At 74.0% G+C, this 19994-nt stretch carries 15 protein-coding genes; 2 read left to right on the plus strand and 13 right to left on the minus strand.

The genetic code is table 11. The features are described from left to right. The first annotated feature begins 22 nt into the window (after nucleotides 1-22). Nucleotides 23-505, plus strand: a complete 483-nt coding sequence (locus ACFZCP_RS09845) for a DUF456 domain-containing protein (RefSeq protein ID WP_362684926.1) — start codon at nucleotides 23-25, stop codon at nucleotides 503-505. 245 nt (nucleotides 506-750) lie between these two features. Here ACFZCP_RS09845 and ACFZCP_RS09850 read toward each other — a convergent pair whose 3' ends face one another. From ACFZCP_RS09850 to ACFZCP_RS09865, 4 genes are all read right to left on the minus strand, one after another. Next, complete coding sequence (locus ACFZCP_RS09850; RefSeq protein WP_391425710.1) at nucleotides 751-1965, minus strand: GDSL-type esterase/lipase family protein; 1215 nt, start codon at nucleotides 1963-1965, stop codon at nucleotides 751-753. Nucleotides 1966-2399: 434 nt separating this feature from the next. Continuing rightward, nucleotides 2400-2900 carry a methylated-DNA--[protein]-cysteine S-methyltransferase gene (locus ACFZCP_RS09855; RefSeq protein WP_391426192.1) on the minus strand — a complete coding sequence of 167 codons (501 nt, stop codon included), beginning with the start codon at nucleotides 2898-2900 and terminating at the stop codon, nucleotides 2400-2402. Between the two features lie 41 nt (nucleotides 2901-2941). Continuing rightward, a complete protein-coding gene (locus ACFZCP_RS09860; RefSeq protein WP_391426194.1) occupies nucleotides 2942-4360 on the minus strand; it encodes an AlkA N-terminal domain-containing protein in 1419 nt (472 codons plus the stop codon). Between the two features lie 290 nt (nucleotides 4361-4650). Beyond that, entirely contained in the window at nucleotides 4651-7434 is a 2784-nt protein-coding gene (locus tag ACFZCP_RS09865) for a SpoIIE family protein phosphatase (protein WP_391425713.1), read from the minus strand. Between the two features lie 297 nt (nucleotides 7435-7731). Here ACFZCP_RS09865 and ACFZCP_RS09870 point away from each other — a divergent pair, with 297 nt between their 5' ends. Then, a complete protein-coding gene (locus tag ACFZCP_RS09870; protein WP_391425715.1) occupies nucleotides 7732-8892 on the plus strand; it encodes a LuxR family transcriptional regulator in 1161 nt (386 codons plus the stop codon). Here the strand turns inward: ACFZCP_RS09870 and ACFZCP_RS09875 are convergent. Genes ACFZCP_RS09875 through ACFZCP_RS09915 form a run of 9 tightly spaced genes read right to left on the minus strand, consistent with a single transcriptional unit; the run spans nucleotide 8844 to nucleotide 19974 of the window. After that, nucleotides 8844-10088: an MFS transporter gene (locus tag ACFZCP_RS09875; RefSeq protein WP_391425717.1), complete on the minus strand. Its 1245-nt coding sequence runs from the start codon at nucleotides 10086-10088 to the stop codon at nucleotides 8844-8846. The two genes, ACFZCP_RS09870 and ACFZCP_RS09875, sit on opposite strands and share 49 nt — an antisense overlap. A gap of 44 nt (nucleotides 10089-10132) precedes the next feature. Then, complete coding sequence (locus ACFZCP_RS09880) at nucleotides 10133-11011, minus strand: isocitrate lyase/phosphoenolpyruvate mutase family protein (protein ID WP_362684914.1); 879 nt, start codon at nucleotides 11009-11011, stop codon at nucleotides 10133-10135. A 48-nt stretch (nucleotides 11012-11059) separates the two neighbouring features. Then, nucleotides 11060-12304: an ATP-grasp domain-containing protein gene (locus ACFZCP_RS09885; RefSeq protein ID WP_391425719.1), complete on the minus strand. Its 1245-nt coding sequence runs from the start codon at nucleotides 12302-12304 to the stop codon at nucleotides 11060-11062. Then, nucleotides 12301-13653 (minus strand): ATP-grasp domain-containing protein, encoded by a 1353-nt coding sequence (locus tag ACFZCP_RS09890; protein ID WP_391425721.1) that lies wholly within the window; start codon nucleotides 13651-13653, stop codon nucleotides 12301-12303. Before ACFZCP_RS09890 ends, ACFZCP_RS09885 begins: the two co-directional genes overlap by 4 nt. Beyond that, a complete protein-coding gene (locus ACFZCP_RS09895) occupies nucleotides 13643-14839 on the minus strand; it encodes an aminotransferase class I/II-fold pyridoxal phosphate-dependent enzyme (RefSeq protein WP_391425723.1) in 1197 nt (398 codons plus the stop codon). The genes ACFZCP_RS09890 and ACFZCP_RS09895 overlap by 11 nt, the downstream gene beginning before the upstream one ends. Before the next feature lie 56 nt (nucleotides 14840-14895). After that, a complete protein-coding gene (locus tag ACFZCP_RS09900; RefSeq protein WP_391425725.1) occupies nucleotides 14896-15618 on the minus strand; it encodes a TSUP family transporter in 723 nt (240 codons plus the stop codon). Next, nucleotides 15615-16415, minus strand: a complete 801-nt coding sequence (locus ACFZCP_RS09905; protein WP_391425727.1) for a fumarylacetoacetate hydrolase family protein — start codon at nucleotides 16413-16415, stop codon at nucleotides 15615-15617. The genes ACFZCP_RS09900 and ACFZCP_RS09905 overlap by 4 nt, the downstream gene beginning before the upstream one ends. 3 nt (nucleotides 16416-16418) lie before the next feature. Then, complete coding sequence (locus tag ACFZCP_RS09910) at nucleotides 16419-19295, minus strand: FAD-linked oxidase C-terminal domain-containing protein (RefSeq protein ID WP_391425728.1); 2877 nt, start codon at nucleotides 19293-19295, stop codon at nucleotides 16419-16421. After that, nucleotides 19285-19974, minus strand: coding sequence for a 2OG-Fe dioxygenase family protein (locus ACFZCP_RS09915; protein ID WP_391425730.1), 690 nt, complete (start codon nucleotides 19972-19974; stop codon nucleotides 19285-19287). Before ACFZCP_RS09915 ends, ACFZCP_RS09910 begins: the two co-directional genes overlap by 11 nt. Nucleotides 19975-19994 lie beyond the last annotated feature (20 nt).

Raw genomic sequence — 19994 nt, forward strand, 5'->3', positions numbered from 1 at the left:
GGTCCTCCGGCACTCTGGGCAGATGGGAGCGTGGGAACTCCTGCTGGTCGGCGTGGTGCTGGTGGTCGGCCTGTGCGGAGTGCTGGTGCCCGGGGTGCCGGGGTCCTGGCTGGTGTGGGCCGCGGTCCTGTGGTGGGCGCTGAAGGACCCGCGGCCGCTCGCCTGGGGTGTCCTGGTCGGGGCCACCGCGGTGCTGCTCCTGTCCCTGGTGGTGCGCTGGATGCTGCCGCCGCGCCGGCTGCGGGCGAGCGGTGCGACGCCCCGCATGGGGGTGTACGCCGGTGTCGGCGCGCTCCTCGGCTTCGTCCTGGTTCCGGTGCTGGGCGCGGTGCCGGGCTTCATGGCGGGCATCTACCTGCACGAGCGTCTGCGGCTCGGCAGGCACGGCGAGGCGATGGCCGCCCTGCGCACCACGATGCGCTCGGGCGGCTCCAGCGTGCTCGCCGAGCTGTTCGCCTGCCTGCTGATCGCGGGGGCGTGGCTGGGCGCGGTGGTGTGGGGCTGACGGGGGCGGCGGGGCGGCTCGGCGCCAGAGGGAAGGGCGGGCGTCGGGCGTCAGGCGTCAGGCGTCAGGCGTCAGGCGTCAGGCGTCAGGCGTCAGGCGTCAGGCGTCAGGCGTCAGGCGTCAGGCAAGCGCAGCACGCCGCACAGCGCTGGACAACCGGCCCACGGTCGAAGCGCTTCCCGGGACCCTGGGCAACCGGCGCACAACCGCAGCGCAGCCCGGTGGGTCGGGCAGTCGGCGGGTGGTCAGCGGGCGATCGGTGCCGGGCCTGCGGCCGCGGTCGGTTCGCGGACCAGGGCGGCTGCGACGGTGTCGGCGACCGCGCGCATGCCCGCGTCGTTGAAGTGCAGGTGGTCGCCCGGGTCGTAACCCGGCAGGATGCGCTCGGGGGCGGCCGGGTCACGGACGGCCGCGTCGGCGTCGGCGACCGCGTCGAAGGCGCCGCCGGTGCGGATGAACGCGTTGACCTGCTGCCGTACCGCCTCGCGAGCCGGCGTGTAGCCCGAGTAGCCGCCGTACGGGGTGAGGGTGACCCCGACGACCCGGATGCCGCGGGCGTGGGCGCGGGCGACGAGGGTGCGGTAGGCGGTGGCGAAGGCGGCGGGGTCGGTCGCCTCGGGGGATCCCTTGATGTCGTTGATGCCCTCCAGCACGACCAGGACCCGCACCCCGGCGCGGTCCAGGGCGTCGGCGTCCAGGCGGTTCAGGGCGCTCGGTCCGGTGCCGTCGCGCAGCAGCCGGTTGCCGGCGATGCCTGCGTTGAGGACGCCGAGCCGGGCGCCGCTCAGGCGCTGGGCGAGCCGGTCGGGCCAGCGGTGGTTGGTGTCGGGGGTGGAGCCGGTGCCGTCGGTGAGGGAGTCGCCGAAGGCGACGACGCTGCCGGCGGCGTCGCCGAGGACGTCGACGCCGGTGACGTAGTACCAGGAGCTGACCGCCGTCGTGTACGCGGAGCCGTTCTCGTCGGCCGCGTGGGCGGCGGAGGCCAGGTAGCTGGTCTGCAGGGCGCTGCGGTGGTAGGTGGCCGGGCCGCTGTCGACCGGGGTGAGCACGGTGACCAGCAGGTCCGCGCCGGCCGGCACGGACAGCGGGAGGGGGTCGGTGAACAGGTCCTGGCCCGCCGGGACCGTGACCGTCGGGGCGCCGCTGAAGGTGGCGGTGCGCAGGGTGCCGGGCACGGCGTCCGCCCCGGCGGCGCGGCGCAGCGCGACCGTGACCGCGCCGAGCTGCAGCGGTGCGATGCCGAACCGGTTGCTGATCCTGATCCGCACGGCGGTGCCGCCGACGCTGAGGTGGACGACGTTGCGGATGGCGGCACCGGGAAGGGCGGCCGTGGTGCCGTGGGGTGCGGTCTCCCAGCTGCCGGTCCACGGCGGCGGCGCGGGTTCGGCGACGGCGGCCGCGGTCGTCTCCGGCAGCAACGCGACCAGGAGCGCCACCAGGACCTGTCCGACCTTGACCATGTGTGCCTGCCCTTTCGTCGCCTGCCGGAGGCGACCGTCCCACACGGCGGGGACAGGGGGCCGGAACATCATTCGCGGTCCACCCGGTCGGCGTAGGCCCTCGGTCGGGGGCCACGAGCCGCCGTGCCGGACGGGCGGTACCGATCGGCGTCCCTCCGCCGCGGGGGGGGGCGGCAAGGAGGGGCCGGACAGGGAAGAGCGCCCTCCACGGATGCCGGACCGGGCAGCCCACGTTCCAGGGACACCGGCCCGGCAAGCCCACCTTCAGGCAGGCCCTCCCCGGTCACGGGAGCGGAAAGCCGGCTCTCCACGGTCACCGGACGGGTCGGCGCCCCCCCCGGGGTGGTCATGGGGCCGGCCGGCGTGCCTCCAGGGTCACCGGATCGGTCGGCGCACACGCCCCGGGGCACGGGCGGGACCGGTCGGCGTGCCTTTCAGGGGCAGCGGTCCGGGAGCGCGCCCTCCAGGGTCAGCAGCCGCACCTTCCGGTCCAGTCCGCCCGCGTAGCCGGTCAGTGAGCCGTCGGCGCCGATGACCCGGTGGCAGGGGCGCACGATGAGCAGGGGGTTGGCGCCGATCGCACCGCCGACGGCCCGGACGGCGGCACGGGACGCGCCGAGGCGCGCGGCGATCTCGCCGTAGGTGGTGGTCGCGCCGTACGGCACGGAGTCGAGCGCGGCCCACACCCGCTCCCGGAACGGGGTGCCGTGGGTGCTGAGCGGCAGACGGAAATCCTCGAGTTCGCCGGCGAAGTAGGCGGCGAGCTGTTCCCCCGCCGCCCGGAAGGGCCCGGGGTCCTGCCGCCAGCCGTCCTGGACGACCCGGCCGCCCTTCTGCCCGGGCACGGACAACGAGGTGAGCGCGCCGTCCGGTCCGGCGGTGAGCAGGAGCCGGCCGAGCGGGCCGTCCACGCCGGTCCAGTAGACCGTCTCCATCAGTCCCTCCACTCCCTCCATCAGTCCCTCTACTCCCTCCATCAGTTCCTCCACTCCCCTGCGACGCGCAGGTGCTGGACGGCGTACGACCGCCACGGCCGCCAGGCCTCCGGGACGTCCGCGCCGGGCGGGGCCACGTCGGGATCGCCGAGGGCGCGCACGCGGACGGCGGCGACGACGGCCGGGTCCATGCCGGGCAGGGCGAGCAGTGCGGCCTCGGCGCCGTCCCGGTCGGCGCCCGGGTCCAGGTGCACGGTCCCGTCGGCGAGGGCGGCGGCGAGCGCGCCCAGCGTGTGGCCGGACGGGGACTCGGACCCGTCCTCGCTCGCACTCCCCGCGAGGGCGGCGGGCTCCGGGAAGAGGTGTGTGAGGCTGCCGCAGGGGGCGTCGAGCGCCTTGCCGTACCGCCGGACCAGGCTCTCGGCTCCGGCCACCCCGACCAGCGCCCGTACGGCGGGCTCCAGCGGGTCGACGGTGCCGGGCGAGCGCAGGCCGGGCCGGGCCGTGACCAGCGGGGCGAGCTGCGGGTCGGCGCCGAGCCGTTCGTCCACCGCGTACGGGTCGGCGTCGAGGTCGAACAGCCGCCGCAGCCGCTGCACGGCGGTCGTCAGGTCCCGCGGATCGGTCAGGTGCAGCCGTGCGTCCAGCCACCCGCCGGGATGCGTGCCGCCGGTCGCCTTCGGTGTCCCGGTGCGCTCCTGGACGGCGACGATCGCGGTGCCGTACGGCAGCCGCAGGGTGCGCCGGTAGGTACGGCCGCCCGGGGTGCCGCTCACCTCCTCGACGCCGGGTACGGCCTCCCGCGCCAGCTGGTCGAAGACGGCGCCGACCTGGTAGGGGCCGCGGTGGGCGAGCCGCAGGGGGATGCCGGCGCCGGGGGTGGCCCGGCGGGCTCCCCTGCCCCGGGGTGCCGCGGCCCGTACGCCGGTCGGTGTCGCGTCGTACACCTCGCGGATCGTGTCGTTGAACTGCCGCACGCTGGCGAACCCGGACGCGAACGCGATCTCGGTGACCGGCAGGTCGGTGGTCTGCAGCAGCACCCGGGCGGTGTGCGCGCGCTGGGCGCGGGCCAGGGCCACGGGTCCGGCGCCGAGTTCGGCGGTGAGCTGCCGCTGCACCTGGCGTGCGCTGTAGCCGAGCCGGGAGGCGAGACCCGCGACGCCCTCGCGGTCGACGACGCCGTCGGCGATCAGGCGCACGGCCCGGCCGACGGCGTCCGCGCGCACGTTCCACTCGGCGGACCCCGGCACGGCGTCCGGCCGGCACCGGCGGCAGGCGCGGAAGCCGGAGCCCTGTGCGGCGGCGGCCGTGGGGTAGAACCGCACGTTCCGCCGTTTCGGGGTGACCGCCGGGCAGCTGGGCCGGCAGTAGATACCGGTCGTCTCGACGGCGAAGAAGAACGCGCCGTCGAACCGTCCGTCCCGGCTGCGCACTGCCTCGTACCTGGTGTCCTCGTCCATCACGTCTTCCAGTGTGGGACGTGCGCGCGGGGCGGGCTGGCGGAAATCGGACGTGCAGCCGGCACGCGGTCGTGTGGGCCCGCCACGGCGACGCGTCCCGCCCGGGTCCAGCCGACGCGTCCCGCCCGGGTCCACCATGGCAACGCGCCCCGCCCTGGGCCGCCACGGCAACGCATCCCGCCGTGACCGTGGTGCCCATAGGAGCCGGCGTGGCCGGCAAAGACGCCATGACCGGCAGGAACCGCCCGTGACCGGCAGGAAGCGGCGGCGCCAGGGAGGTGGCGGCGTGGCTAGGAGGTGGCGTCGTCCCACTCGTCGTCGTGCCACTGGTCCAGGAGGTCCTCGGCGGTGTCGGCGGCCGGTTCCCGGCGGTCGGCGTTCAGGGACTGCTCCGCCCAGATCACCTTGCCGCGCGCCGTGTAGCGGGTGCCCCAGCGGGCGGTGAGCCGGGCGACCAGGAAGAGGCCGCGGCCGCCCTCGTCGGTGTCCGCCGCGCGCCTGAGGTGCGGTGCGGTGCTGCTGCCGTCGCAGACCTCGCAGATCAGGTGGCGGTCACGCAGCAGCCGGACGCGGACGGGCGGGGAGCCGTAGCGGATCGCGTTGGTGATCAGTTCGCTGAGGATCAGCTCGGTGGTGTAGCCGAGGTCCGACAGCCCCCAGGTGTCCAGGGTGCGGGCGCACGCGGAGCGGACCGGGGCCACGGCCGCCGGCTCGGCGGGCACCTCCCACTCGGCGATCCGGTCGCGGTCCAGCAGCCGGGTGCGGGCCACCAGCAGGGCGACGTCGTCGCTCGGCCGGTCCGGCAGCACCGTGCGGAGGATGTCGGTGCAGGTCTCCTCCGGGGTACGGCCGGCGTTCCCGGCCAGCGCCGCGCGCAGCTGCGCCAGGCCCGAGTCGATGTCCCGGTCGCGGTCCTCGACGAGACCGTCGGTGTACAGCACCAGCCGCGAGCCTTCGGGCAGGGGCAGTTCGAGTGTCTCCACCGGCATGCCTTCGCCCAGGCCGAGCGGCGGGCAGACCGGTACGTCGGGGAAGGAGGCGGTGCCGTCGGGCAGGACCACGGCCGGTCCGGGGTGACCGGCCCGGGCGAGGGTGGCCCGCCCGGCGACCGGGTCGTAGAGGGCGTACAGGCAAGTGGCTCCGGCGATGCCCGCGCCGGCCTCGCTCGTCTCGTCGCTGTCGATCCGGCCGACCAGTTCGTCCAGGCGGGCCAGCAGTTCGTCGGGGCTCAGGTCGAGGGCGGAGAAGTTGAGGACGGCAGTGCGCAGCCGGCCCATGGTGGCCGCCGCGTGCAGACCGTGCCCGACCACGTCGCCGACGACCAGCGCCACCCGCGCCCCCGGCAGCGGGATGACGTCGAACCAGTCCCCGCCCACCCCGGCCCGGGCGGGCAGGTAGCGATGGGCCACGTCCAGGGCGGACTGCTCGGGCATGCGGCGCGGCAGCAGGCTGCGCTGCAGGGTGACGGCCGTGGTGTGCTCGCGCGTGTAGCGGCGGGCGTTGTCGACGGCGAGCGCGGCCCGGGCCACCAGTTCCTCGGCGACCGCCACGTCCTCCTCCTCGAAGGGTTCGGGCCGTTCGGAGCGCCAGAAGCTGGCCACGCCCATGAGGATGCCGCGGGCGCGCAGCGGGATCACCATCATCGAGTGGATGCCGTGGGCGATGATCCTGCGGGCGTTGACGGGGTCCTGGTCCTGCCATCCGCTCAGGGCGCGCATGTCGGCCTCCAGCACGGGCTCGCCGGTTCCGAAGCCGATCGCCTGCGGGGTCTCGGAGCCGAAGTCGGTGAGCGTGCCGACCGGGTAGAGCGGATGCTCCTCGTGGATGCCGGTGAGGGCGGTACGGCGCATCATCGTGCCCTCCGGCTCGCCGCCCCGCTGGATCGAGTCGACCAGGTCGACGCTGGCGTAGTCGGCGAACCGGGGGACCGTGAACCGGGTGAGTTCCTCGGCCGTGCGGGCCACGTCGAGGGTGGTGCCGATCCTGGTCATGGCGTCGTAGAGGAGCCGCAGCCGGTGCTCGGCCACGGCGGCCTTGCCGGCGACGGCCCGCAGTTCGGTGGTGTCCCGCAGCGTCACGACGCTGCCGGGCGGGCCGCCGTAGGGCGCGGTCGGCCGCAGGCTCACCGCCAGCAGCCGGTCACCGGCCTCGCACACCTCGTCCGTGACGGGCCGCCCGCCGGACAGCAGTGCGGTCAGGCCCGGTCCGAGGCCGAGGGCGGCGACGTGCTGCCCGGGCTCGTCCGCGGGCAGGCCGAGCAGGCGCCGTGCCTCGTCGTTGGCGAGCAGCAGCACGCCGTTCCGGTCGAGGATGAGCACGCCCTCGCGGGTGGCGTGCAGCACGGCGTCGTGGTGGTCGTACATCCGCCGCAGCTCGGCCGGTTCGAGGCCGTGGGTCTGGCGCCGCAGCCGCCGGCTCACCAGCGCCGATCCGGCGGTCGCCAGCACCAGGGCGCCCGCGCCGGCCCCCAGCAGGAGCGGCATCTGCCGCATCGCGCGCGCGTTCACGTTGCGGACCGTGATGCCGACGGAGACCAGCCCGGCGACCTTGCCGTGTCCGTCGAGGACCGGGACGGTCGTGTCCACGGCCTGCCCCACGGGGGTGCGGAAGGTGGAGGTGTACCGGTGCCCGGCAAGGCCTTGGCCGTAGGTGCCGGTCACATGCTTGCCGATCAGGTGGGGGTCGGGGTGCGACCACCGGTAGCCGGCCGGGCTGAAGGCGACGACGTAGTCGACCCCCGATGCCCTGCGGGAAGCCTCCGCCCGGGGCTGGAGCAGCGCGCTCGGGTGGGCGGAACGCATGGCGGCGAGCGTGCCCGGGGCGTTGGCGAAGGACTCGGCACCGGCGAGCGAGCGCGCCCGGGCCTCGGCCAGGCTCGCCTGCTGGGCCTGCAGGACCAGCGCCGTCACGGCCGCCGCGCCGAACAGAACCAGGATGACCAGCTGCAGGACGAACATCTGGCCCGCAACGCTGCGCAGGCCCGGCGGGAGGCGATGGCGGCCCTCGGCGGCCGGGAGCGCCTCGGCGCGTGCGGGGGCGGGCCGCGCACTGAACAGGCCGAACCGCCTCTTCATGGTCTATTTCTAGCATCAGCTGAAGAAATGGACGCGCTCGATGGGCACGGCACGCCGGTCCGGCCACCCCCGGGAGGGGCGGACTCCGGACCGACATGATCAAATCCCCATGGGAGCTCAGGACGGTAGACGGCGACGGACGCGCCTTCACCACCGCGCGCGACGCGTCGCCGGCGCACGCGACGAAGAGACCGTCGTCACAGGGCTGTCAAGTGTGGCGTGGCGTCACGGCGGATAACTTTTACCAAAGATGACGGGTCGATGACCGAATACGGGGGAAACGTGAAGGAATTGGGTGTGCCGACCAGCTCGCCGGACGGGGTGCCGCTGCGGCAGGAAGACATCGATGTCTACTCCTCGCTGCTGCCCCGGCTGCCGGGGCCCATCGACGGAACGGCACCGCCGGACGCGGTACGGCGGCTGGTGGCGAGCGGACTGCTGCACCGCAGCGGGGGCGACGACACGGCGGACACGGCCGGCGAGGGCACCGACCACGCGACGTACATGGCCGTCAATCCCGGCCTCGTCTGCGGCCGGCGTGCGAGCGAGATCCTCGGTGAGGCGCAGGAGGTACTCGGCCGGCTGCTGCACACCCAGGAGGCGCTGGCCCCGGCCGTGGAGGCGTACCGGCTGCACCGGGACTCCGGCGGGTACGAGGTGCACTCGGGTCTCGCCCACATCAACGCCGCCATCGAGATGGCCACTCGCGAGTGCAGCCAGGAGATCCTTACCTCGCAGCCGGGCGGCCCCCGCTCCGCGGAGGTGCTGGCGGCCTCGCTACCGCCGACGCTCGCCATGCTCGGCCGGGGAGCCCGGATGAAGACGATCTACCAGCACAACGCCCGCACCAGCGCCACCACGCGCGCCTTTGTCCGCACCGTCGAGGAGTACGGCGCCGAGGTGCGCACGCTGGACGAGAACTTCGACCGGCTGATCGTCTTCGACCGCAAGGTCGCGTTCATCCCCAGCACCGCGGACCGCACGGTCGCCGTGGAGGTGCGTATCCCGGCGGTCGTCTCCTTCCTCGCCCTGGCCTTCGAACGGTCCTGGATCCGTGCCGTTCCCTTCACGCCGCCGGGCCGGGACAAGGTGACGGCGCGGATCACCGACGAACTGGAGCTGGCCATCATGCGGCACGTGGTGGCCGGCGACAAGGACGCGGTGACGGCACAGCAGTTAGGGATCAGCGTCCGGCGCTGCCAGGAGTACATCGCCCGGCTCTCGGCGCGCTTCGGCAGCCGCAGCCGTGCGCAGCTCGGGTACCTCATCGCCAAGTCGGGGGTCCTGGAGGGGGACGCGGAGCCGGCCCGGACGGCGGAGAGCGTCCCCGCCACGGCTGTGGAGAGGGTCCCCGGCCCGGTTGCGGGGAGGGTCCGGGCCACGGTTGCGGAAAGGGTCCCCGGCCCGGATCAGGCGCACCGGGTCCCCTTCCTGTCGTCCCTCTGCTCGCCGGACTGATCCGGTGGCTCCGCGCCCCGGCCACGCCCCGCAGTCTCCCTCCCGGCCCGCCGGGCGTACCCGGCGTAGGCGGTCACCACCCCCACTCCCAGCACCAGGCATCCCGTCCACAGCACGTCCCCGCCGTACGCGTCGCGCACGGTCATGCCGAGCGGGGCGCCCAGCACCAGGCCCAGGTTCCACACGAACTGGTACGCGCCCTGGTAGGAACCCGCCCGGCCCTCGGGGGCGTGCCGCACCAGGAACGCGGACGCCTGCGGCACCAGCAGGATCTCGCCCAGGGTCCACACGGTGAGCGCGGCGGCGTACGACCACGCGCTCCCGGCGACGGAGTTGGCGCCGAAGCCGATCGCTATCAGCAGCCCGGCGAGGACGAACTGGGCGTCCATGCCGAGCCGTTCGGCCACCCGGGACAGGACGGGCTGGAGCACGATGATCAGCAGGCCGTTGAGGGAGACGACCAGGCCGTAGGTGTGGGGCGCCAGCCCGTGCCCGGCCATGTCCAGGGGCAGCGTCGACTGCTTCTGGAGGTAGATCAGGGCGAGGCAGAAGGACAGGAACAGGAAGCGGGCGACGGGCCCGGAGCAAAAGGGTGCGAGCAGGCCCCGCCCGGGGGAACGCGCCTCGCCGGCCCCCGCCCCGCCGCCCGTCCCCGCCTCCCGACCCGGCAGCCGCAGCGCGATCAGGCAGTAGCCCACCGCGGTCGCGGCATTGAGGGCGACCAGCCAGAGCGCGCCCCGCTCCAGCAGCACTCCGGAGACCGCCGGCGACACGGCGGCCCCGATGTTGGAGGCCCAGTAGAGCAGACCGAACGCCCGCACATGGCCGGCCCCGGGCAGCGCTCCGGAGACGACCACCGCGCCGGCCGGCTTGTGCACGGTGGAGGCGCAGCCGGACAGCACCACGACCCCGGCCAGCACCGCGGCCCGCTGGGTGCAGGCCAGGGCGGCGGAGGCGGCCAGCGATACCGCCTGCGACACCAGCACCGCCGCCCGCGGGCCCAGCCGGTCGGCCAGCACCCCGCCCAGCAGCGAGCCCGCCACCGACCCGGCCCCCCACAACCCGACCAGCACGCCGATGGCGTTCGTGGACAGCCCCGTCTCGGCGGCCAGGAACAGGGAGAGGAAGGCGGGGACGAGAATGCCGAGCCGGTTCAGCAGCGTGCCGGCGAACAGCAGCCAGAACACCGGCGGCATGGGTCCCCGCCCTCCCGGGCGCCCGGACGGGGAGCGCACGGCCGTCATGCCGATTCCAGCTCCTGCCAGTCGGCCAGGCTCTGCAGGGCGAAGATGTCCTTCACGGAGGCGATGCGGTCCTCGAGATCGGTGGTGGCGCCCCGCTCGACGATCGTGCCGTAGGTCTCGCGCAGCGCGCGGATGGTGGCGCGCAGGCCCTGGTTGGCGTAGATGACGGTGGACACGCCGGCCTTGACGGCGTCGTCGATGTGCCAGTCGGGGTAGGTCGTCGGGACGACCACCACCGGTGCCCGGTCGCCCCACTCCGCGAGGAAGGCCAGCACCTGCTCGTTGGTGGGCTTCTTGGAGTGCACGAGCACACCGTCGGCGCCCGCGTCGACGTACGCGTGGCAGCGCTCCAGGGCGACCTCCACGCCGAGTCCGTCGATCAGCGCCTCGGTGCGGGCGATGACGAAGAAGTCCTCGGTGCGCTGGGCCTGCTTGGCGACCCGCAGCTTCGAGCTGAAGGTCCCGGTGTCCAGGAGGGTGTGGCTGGTGGCGACGAAGCTGTTCATCTTCGGGTACTGCTTGTCCTCGATGGCGACGGCGGTGATCCCGGCGGCCTCGTACTCGCGGACCATGTGGGCCACGTTCAGGTTGTTGCCGTAGCCGGTGTCGACGTCGGCGACGACCGGGATGCCGAGCGCCTTCTGGGTGTGGGCCGCGGCCTCCAGGTACTCGGTCATGGTCAGCACGCTCGCGTCGGGCAGGCAGCGCGCGGCGGACACCTCCAGGCTGGACGCCCAGACGGCGTCGAACCCTGCGGCCTCGGCCAGCCGGCCGCCCAGCGCGTCGTGCGCGCCGGCGACCCGTACCGCGCTCCCGGCGGCACGACGGGCGGCGAGGACCGTACGGAAGGAGGGGTGTGGAGTGGACTTGAGCATGGCGGTGCTCCTCCGGGTGAGATGGGACGGGTGGAACGGGGTGGGGCGTCAGACGGATGCGCTCACGCTGACGGCTTGTGCCGCCGTACGGGCCCGCCGCAGTGCCTCCCGCCCGCTGGGGGCGACGGCGACGACGTGCCCGTAGCGGGCGGTGTTGTTGGGCAGCGCGGGCACGCGGGTGCCCGGCTCGACGTACAGGCCGACGTCGACCACTCCGGGCTGCCGGGCCGCCGTGGCGGCTCCGGCGACGGCGGTCACGACGCCCTGCTGGGCGGGCAGGAAGGCGACGGCGGCGGCCCCGTGGCGGCCCGGCACGGGCAGGGGGCGGGGGTCGTTCCCCTCCAGGTACATCGCCACCAGTTCGGCGGGGATGTCCACACCGGTGCTGAGCGCGACGAGCCGGGTGATCCGGTCGCCGGCCGGGCGGCAGTTGATCTCGATGAGGCGGGGTCCGGCGGCGGCCAGCCGCAGTTCGACGTGGGCGGCGCCGAAGTCGAATCCGACGGCGCGCAGCGACCGCACGGCCACGTCCGCACACTGCTCGTCCAGGCCGGAGCCCAGGGCGGCGGGAACCTGGTGTCCCGTCTCGCAGAAGTACGGCAGTTCGCCCAGTTCCTTGGCGGTGACGGCGAGGACGGCCGCCTCCTCGCCGCGCACCAGCATCTCGACGCTGACCTCGGGCCCGTCGACGTACTCCTCGACGAGCACCGCGGGGATCTTGCGCTGGCCGCGCTCGTTGTGGGTGTCCTTCAGCAGCAGCCGTACGTGATCGGCGGCCTCGTCCATGTCGCGGCACAGGCGTACGCCGTTGCTGCCGCCGTCGTCGAGGGGTTTGACCACGCACGGGTACGCCAGGGCGAGGCCGTACACCTCTTCCGGCCGCTCGACGCGGGCGAAGCCCGGCACCGGCACGCCTGCCGACGCGCACCGCAGGCGGGTGGCGGACTTGTCGCGGGCCGCGCGGACGCCGTCCGGGTCGGGGCCGGGCAGCCCGAGGGCGCGGGAGGCCACGGCGCCGCTGATCATGTGCCATTCGCCGACGGCGACGATCGCGTCCGCCGGACGGCCGAGGCCCCGCACGGCGGCGACGACGGCGTCCGGGTCGTTGGTCTCGCAGGTGACGACCTCGTCGACGAGGGAGAGGTCCAGGCGCTCGTGCCCCGGCGCCAGGTACATCGGCAGGTCCCGGGTGAGGAACGTGATCCGGTGCCCGGCCCGACGGGCGGCGGCGATCGCCTCGTAGCCGCTGCCGGTGAGGTTGCTCTCCAGGAACACCACATGCCGCACGCTCATCCGCCGGCCTCCGGGCATCCGGCCGACTCCGGGTCCGTACCCGCCGGGCCGGCACCCGTCAAACCGGCCTCCCGGGCCCCGCCGTCCTGCACCTCCCGCACCACGAACAGGTCCTCGCACAGTCTGCGCAACTCGTCCAGATCGGCGAGGAGTTGCCGGGGCGAGTCGGCGCGCAGCTCGATCCGCAGCGGTGATCCGGCGCCCTCGTGACGGGGCTGGACCAGATCGCCGGGGTGCTTGTACACGTCGACCTGCGCGGTGGACGTCAGGGCGTGCACCCGTTCCAGGCCGGCGTACTCGACCAGCGTCCCGGCCCGTTCGGGGTAGGGCGTGACGACCGCGGCGGCGCCGTCCCGCACCGGCTCGACCGAGGGTTCCACGCCGCGCAGGACGTCCCGGTAGCCGGCGATGAGGTTGATGCCGTAGGCCTCGCGCAGCAGCGGGGCACGGTTGGCGCCGGGGCGGCCGGCCACCTCGATCAGACGGGGGCCGGTGGGGCCGTGGACGAACTCGACATGGGCGAGACCCCGGCGGATGCCCAGGGCGCGCACCGCGTCGGCGGCCAGGGCCCGCATCCGCTCCCGCTCGGCGGGCGTGAGGCGGGTGGCGGTGACCCGGGCGAAGTGGTGGAAGTCGGTGCCGCCGAGGTCGGTGCCGGTGACGACGTCGACCACGGGGGTCGTCCACACCCGCTCGTCGAGGACGAGGCACTCCACGGAGTGGTTGGTGCCGGTGAGGAACTCCTCGACGAGGATCTCCGCCGGGGTGTCCGTGACCCGCTGTCCGGCACTGAACTCCGGGAGGGTGGCGGCAAGTTCGCGGTAGGCGGCGGTCAGCTCGGCGGCGTTCTCGCAGCGGGAGACGAAGTAGCTGCCCCACAGGTTGCCGGGCTTGAGCACCACCGGGTAGCCGGTGCCGGCGGCGAACGCCAGCACCTGTTCCTCGCTCGTGACGACGGCCGAGCGGGCCGAGGCGTGCTCCCCGATGTGCTCGGCGAACCGCCGCCGCATCTCGCTCTTGCTGCGCACGGCCGCCGCGGCCTCGCCGCTCATCGCCGGCAGCCCGAGCCGTGCGCAGACCTCGGCCCACAGCTGCACGAGTGTCTCGTCGACGTTCAGCACGGCCTCGATCCGCCACCGCCGGCCGATCTGCTCGATGCACCGGGCGACCGCGTCGGCGCCGTCGGCGAACCGCGTCCGCTCGACGAGGGCGAACTCCTCCGGTTCGAGGGTGTGCACGCTGTCGGAGTCCCGCAGCACGCCGAGCGCGACGCCGGAGTCGAGCAGCCCCGAGTAGAACTCGGGCCGCTGGACGGCACCGAAGTACAGCACGAGGGGTTCATTCGACATGGGTCATCACCTCCCGCAGCGCGTCGAGCCCTTCGGCGATCCGGTCCTCGGCGATCGCGTACGACAGCCGCACGAACCCCTCGGCGCCGAAGGCGGTGCCCGGGGTGACGGCGATGCGGGCCTGTTCCATGAGGACGCCCGTGAGGGTGTCGGTGTCCGGGACGGGGACGCCGCCGATCTTGCGGCCGAGGACCTGGCGGACGTCGAGGAAGTAGTAGAAGGCGCCCTGGGGTGTGGCGGCGGGGCGGATGTGGCCGATCGTGGTCAGAGCCTCGGCGACGCGGGCGTGACGGCGGGCGAGGATGTCGCGGGCCTGCGCGGTGAAGCCGTCGAGTTCGCCGCGGGCGGCGGGCAGCAGCGCGTGCTGGACGACGCTGGTGACGTTCGACGCGGTGTGGCTCTGCAGGTTCTTCAGGACGTCGATCAGCGGGCGCGGTCCGTGCACATGGCCGGCCCGCCAGCCGGTGACGGCGAAGCTCTTGGAGAACGAGCCGATGCCGATGGTCAGTTCGCGAGCCTCGGGGACCAGGGCGGCGGGGTGGGCGTGGGTGACGCCGGGCAGGACGAGTTCGCCGTAGCACTCGTCGAAGACGATCCACACCCGGTGGGCGACGGCCCAGGCGGCGATGCGGGCGAGCTGCTCCGGCGGGCAGACGGCGCCGGTGGGGTTGTTCGGGGTGTTGAGGACGAGCATCCGGGTGCGCGGTGTGCGCAGCGCCTCCAGGCGGTCCACGTCCGGCACGAACCCGGTGTCGGAGGTATCCACCGCCACCGGCTCGCCACCCGCGATACGGATCTGGGCGGCGAAGGTGCCCCAGCCCGGGTTCGGGACCAGTGCCTGGTCGCCCGGGTCGAGCAGGGCGAGCGCGGCGAGGTGCAGGCCGTGCTTGGCTCCGGTGGTGACGATCACCTCGCCCGCCTCGTACGGCACCGCGGACAGGCGGCTGATGCGTTCGGCGAGGGCCGTGCGCAGAGCGGGCAGTCCGGCGGTGTCGGTGTAGCGGTGCGTGTCGCCGTCGGCGGCCGTGTGCAGGGCGCGCAGGACCTCGGCGGGCGGGGCGAGGTCCAGTTCACCTGCGGCGAAGTTGATGATCTCGACGCCCTGGGCGCGCAGGGCCTCGGCCTTGTTGCGGGTACCGGAGGTCTTGGATCCGGACACGGAGTGTGCGCGTGCGGCCAGGCGCATGCGGGGCTCCCATCTGTCTGAAAGGTCGTGCGAAGAGAGGACGGCGGGGGGTCCGGTCAGCCTGCGACCACCCCCGCCAGCACCGACACCGAGCTGACGACGAGCAGTCCGAGGACGGCCTGCCGGAAGCGTTCGGAGTCGAAGCGGGCGAAGATGCGCTCGCCGACGAAGATCCCGATGAACAGGGCGGGCACACCGGCGAGCAGCGCCCACCCGACCTGGGCGGTGAGCTGTCCGCTGAGCCCGAAGCCGGCCAGCGACGCCGTGCTCGTGCCGGAGAAGACCACACCGAGCGTGGCCCGCTGGACGCGCGGCTCCAGCCGCAGGCTCTGCATCGCGGCGACCATCGGCGGGCCGTCGATACCGGTCGAGGCGAAGGAGGCGCCGGAGAACGCGCTGATCCAGGCGACGGCGCCGAGCCCGCCGCGCACGCTGACGCGGCGCCACACCATGAACGTGCACAGCAGCACGACGGCGGCGATGACCAGCGACAGGGCGCGCGCGGGAAGCTCGTGCAGCAGCCACACCCCGAACGGCACGCCCGCCAGGCCCGCGCCGAGCGAGACGGCGGTGATCCGCTTGTCCACGTGCCGCCAGTCCCGTACCGCGATCCACAGGCTCAGCGGCAGCGCCATGATCGCGGCCACGACGACGGCGGTCACCGGGTCGAGCAGCAGCGTCAGCGGCGGCACCGCGACCAGGGAGAAACCGAAACCCGCGGTGGTGCGGATGACGGAGGCCAGGGTGAGGACGAGGAAGACCCCGAGGACGGCGGTCATACGGCCTCCACCACGGGATTGGTGAGCTCGCCCAGGCCCTCGACCGCGACCGTCACGACGTCGCCGGGGTGCATCCGGGAGACGCCCGCCGGGGTGCCGGTGAGGATCACGTCGCCGGGCAGCAGGGTCATGGCCGCACTGATGTGGGCGACCAGCTCGTTCACCGGGCGGACCATCTGGTGGGTGCCGCCCTCCTGGCGGAGTTCGCCGTTGACGGTGGCGGTGATGCGCAGTGCGGCCGTGTCCAGTTCGGTCTCCACCCAGGGGCCGAGGGGGCAGAAGGTGTCCGAACCCTTGGCCCGCCACCACTGTCCGTCCGGCTTTTGCAGGTCGCGTGCGGTGACGTCGTTGGCGCAGGTGTAGCCGAGCAGGGCGGCCGGCACCTCCTCGGGCTGCAGATCGCGGCAGCGCACGCCGATGACGGCCGCCAGCTCCGCCTCGTGGTGGAGTTCCTCGGTGTACCCGGGGAAGACGATGTCCGCCCCCGGGCCGATCACGCTGGTGGACGGCTTGAGGAAGATCAGCGGCCGCTCCGGCACCTGGTTGCCCAGTTCGGCCGCGTGCGCGGCGAAGTTGCGGCCGACCGCGATGACCTTGGTGGGCTCCACGGGGGCGAGCAGCGTCACCGCGTCCGCGGTCAGGACGGGACCGGCGCCGGGGCGGCGGTCCCCGTAGGGACCGCCGTCCAGCGGGGTGATCAGCCCGTCGGTGCCGAGGATGCCGTACGAGACGCCTCCCGTGCCGGGAGCGCCCGGGCGCTCTCCGGACTCCGTCTCCTGGTACCTCACGATGCGCATGCGTCACCCGTTCTTTCGCTGTGCTGGTGTGGTGCGTCCGGTCGTCAGGGCCTTGCGCAGCAGCGCGGCCAGATGCGTCGCCCGGCGGTCCGTGCCCTGGGAGATCTGGGTACGGCAGGAGAATCCGTCGGCGACGATCGCGGTGCCGTCGTCGGCGGCCCTCACCTTCGGGTACAGCTCGCGCTCCGCCGAGGACCGGGAAACCTCCCAGTGGCCGGGCTCGTAGCCGAAGTTGCCGGCGAGGCCGCAGCAGCCCGCGGTGACCACGTCCGTGTCCACGCCGAGCCGCTTCAGGACCTCCAGCTCGGCGCCGTGGCCGGGGCCTGCCTCGGTGTGGCAGTGCGGCTGGAGCACGGCCTCGGTGTCCAGGGTGCCGAAGGGCCAGTCGCCGTCGTGCCGGGCGACGAGTTCGGCGAGCGTGGTGGTCTGCTGCGCCAGACGGCGCGCCGTCGGCGAATCGGGCAGCAGTTCCACGGACTCCTCGCGCAGCGCCTGGGTGCAGGACGGCTCGACGCCGACCACGGTACGGCCTGCCGCCAGATGCCGCTCCAGCGACTTCAGGGAGCGATCCAACACGCCGCGGGCCACGCCCAGTTGACCGGTGGAGTACCAGGTCAGGCCGCAGCAGACCGGGCCGTCGGGCAGGACGACCTCGTAGCCGAGGGCCTCCAGCACCTCGACGGTGTCCTGCGCGCCGGACGGGTCGAGGAAGTTGGAGAAGGTGTCCGGCCACAGCACGACCGTCTCCCGCGTGGGGCCGGTCGGCTTCCTGCGGGCACGGAACCACTGGCGGAACGTGCGGGGCGCGACACCGAGCAGTCCCCGCCGTGTCTCCAGCCCGGCGAGCCGGGACAGCCCCCGGGCGATCCGCGGCCGCCTTGCGAGCGCGTTGACCGCCCCCGGCACGAGGGAGGCGAGCCGGCCGAGCAGCGGCAGCCAGCCCAGCACGTAGTGGGCCCGGGGCCGCAGCCGTCCCTTGTAGTGCTGGTGCAGGAACTCCGCCTTGTACGCGGCCATGTCGACGTTGACCGGGCACTCGCTCTTGCACGCCTTGCAGGAAAGGCACAGATCGAGCGCCTCGCGGACCTCGTCGGAACGCCAGGCGTCCGGGAGGGTCTCGCCGCGCAGCATCTCGCCCAGCACCCGGGACCGGCCGCGGGTGGAGTGCACCTCGTCGCCGGTGGCCTGGAAGGACGGGCACATCGCGCCGGTGGCGTTGCGGCAGCTGCCGACGCCGATGCAGCGGCGCACGGCGCCCGCCATCGAGCCGCGGTCGGCGGAGAGGGTGAGCAGCGGCAGGGAGTGCCGGTCGTGGCCGGGCCCGGGGCGCACGGAGGCGTCCAGGGGGGCGGGGTCGACCAGGATGCCCGGGTTGAGCAGCCCCTGCGGGTCCCAGATGTTCTTGAACTCCTTGAAGGCCGCGAGGAGTTCGGGTGAATAGGTGCGGGTGAGCAGCTCGGAGCGGGCCCGCCCGTCCCCGTGCTCGCCCGAGGCACAGCCGCCGTGCTTCACGGCGATGTCGGCGGCCGTCTCGATGAAGGTGCGGTAGTCGGCGATGCCGGCCTCGCTGGTGAGGTCCCAGTCGACGCGCAGGTGCAGACAGCCCTCGCCGAAGTGGCCGGTGATGGTGCCCTGCCGCTTGCGCTCGTCCATCAGGGCGTGCAGGTCCTTCAGGTATCCGGCGAGGTTCTCGGCGGGTACGGCGGAGTCCTCCCAGCCGGGCCAGGCCTCCCGCCCGTCGGCCATGCGGGTGGCGATGCCGGCGCCGTTGCGCCGGATGCTCCACAGGGCGTCGGTGCGTGCGGAGTCCGCGAACACCTCCCAACGGGCTCCGGTCTCCCGTCCGATGCGCCGGGCCCGGGCCTCGGCGTCCGCCGGGTCGGTGCCCTCGATCTCGCAGTACAGCCAGGCTCCTCCGGGCGGGAGCAGGTCGACGCCCTCGGCCCGGCCCGGCCGCGAGCGCAGCGCGTCCACCAGGGCGGCGTCCATGCCCTCGACGGTCAGCGCACCGGTGCGCGCCAGGGCGGGGGCGGCAGCGGCGGCGTCGTACACGTCCGGGAAGCCGAGGACCAGCAGCACCCGGGCGGCGGGCACCGGCACCAGGCCGACGGTCGCGCCGAGGACGATGCCGCAGGTGCCCTCGGAGCCGACCAGGGAGCGGGCCACGTGGAAGCCCTGCTCGGGCAGCAGCCGGTGCAGCCCGTAGCCGGAGACCTGCCGGCTGAACCGCCCCAGCTCGGTGCGGATCGTGGCGAGACGGGCGTCCCGCAGGTCGCGCAGCCGGGCGTCCAGCTCCTGGTCGCCGGTGGTGCCCGCGCCCAGGCTGAGCAGCCGTCCGTCGGCGCGCAGCACGTCGATGCGTTCGGTGATGTCGGCGGTGGTGCCCCAGGCCACGGAGTGCGGACCGCAGGCGTGGTTGCCGATCATCCCGCCGATGGTGCAGCGCGAGTACGTCGACGGGTCCGGGCCGACGGTGAGCCCGTGCTCGGCGGCGCGGGCCCGCACGGCGCCGAGCACCGCGCCGGGCTGGACGGTCGCCGTACGGGCGTCCGGGTCGATCTCCAGGACCTGGTTCATGTGCCGGGAGAAGTCCAGCACCAGGCCGGGGCCGATGGCATTGCCGGCGATGGAGGTGCCGCCGCCGCGCGAGGTGACCCCGACTCCGTGGGCCGCGGCGACCGCCACGGCGGTGGCGGCCTCCTCGGCGTCCCGGGGTTCGACGACCGCGGCCGGCACGACCCGGTAGATCGACGCGTCGGCGGTGTACGCGGACCTGGTCAGGGCGTCGGTGCGGGCGGCGGGCAGGCGCTCGGCGAGTTCACGCAGAAAGCCGTCGGGGACAGCCCCCGCCCCTGCCCGGGGCGAGACGTCAGCGGTCATCGCGCGGGAAGAAGTCGACGAGCAGCATGTCGCGGATGCCGAAGCGGTGCCCGTCGGCGGGTTCGATCGCGTCGACGCCGTGGAAGACGCGCCGGTCGTCGATGACGATCGTCTCGAACGGCTCGGTGAGCGTGGTGCGCAGCAGCGGACGGTGCTCGCGGTCGTAGATCTGCGAGGCACCGCCCTGGACACCGCTGCGGCCCATGAAGACCTGGGCGACGAAGTGGTGGCCGTCCTCGTGGACGCCCTCCGGGGCGGGCAGGCCCTGGGCGTCGCGGGTGGCGACGATGCGGATCTGGTGGATGCCGACGCCGCCCGTCTCCCGGTCGAACGCGCCGGGCAGCCGGTCGGCGAGGGCCGAGACGAGGGTGCGCAGCACGCCGGAGGACGCGAACTCCTCGGCGAGCGGCGGGAAGTGCCGGTCGACACCGCCGTGCAGTGCGTTGACCTCGACGGACTGGTGGAAGGCGCCCTGTGTGTCGGGCGCCAGGCGGTCCACGCCGCGGAACGAGCCGTAGCGGCGGCGCCGGTAGTCGGCACCGTCCTTCAGATAGGCGTCCACGGGCAGGTCCTCCCAGGCCTCCCGGAAGACCTTCAGGTCCTCTTCGGTGTGGGACGCCAGCGCCTGGAGCAGGTCGGCGGCGGGTATGTGCAGGAACGGCTGGGCGGTGGTGGTCATCAGTTTCCCCCTCAGGTCGG

The sequence above is a fragment of the Streptomyces sp. NPDC007971 genome (assembly GCF_042958635.1).
GTDB lineage: Bacteria > Actinomycetota > Actinomycetes > Streptomycetales > Streptomycetaceae > Streptomyces.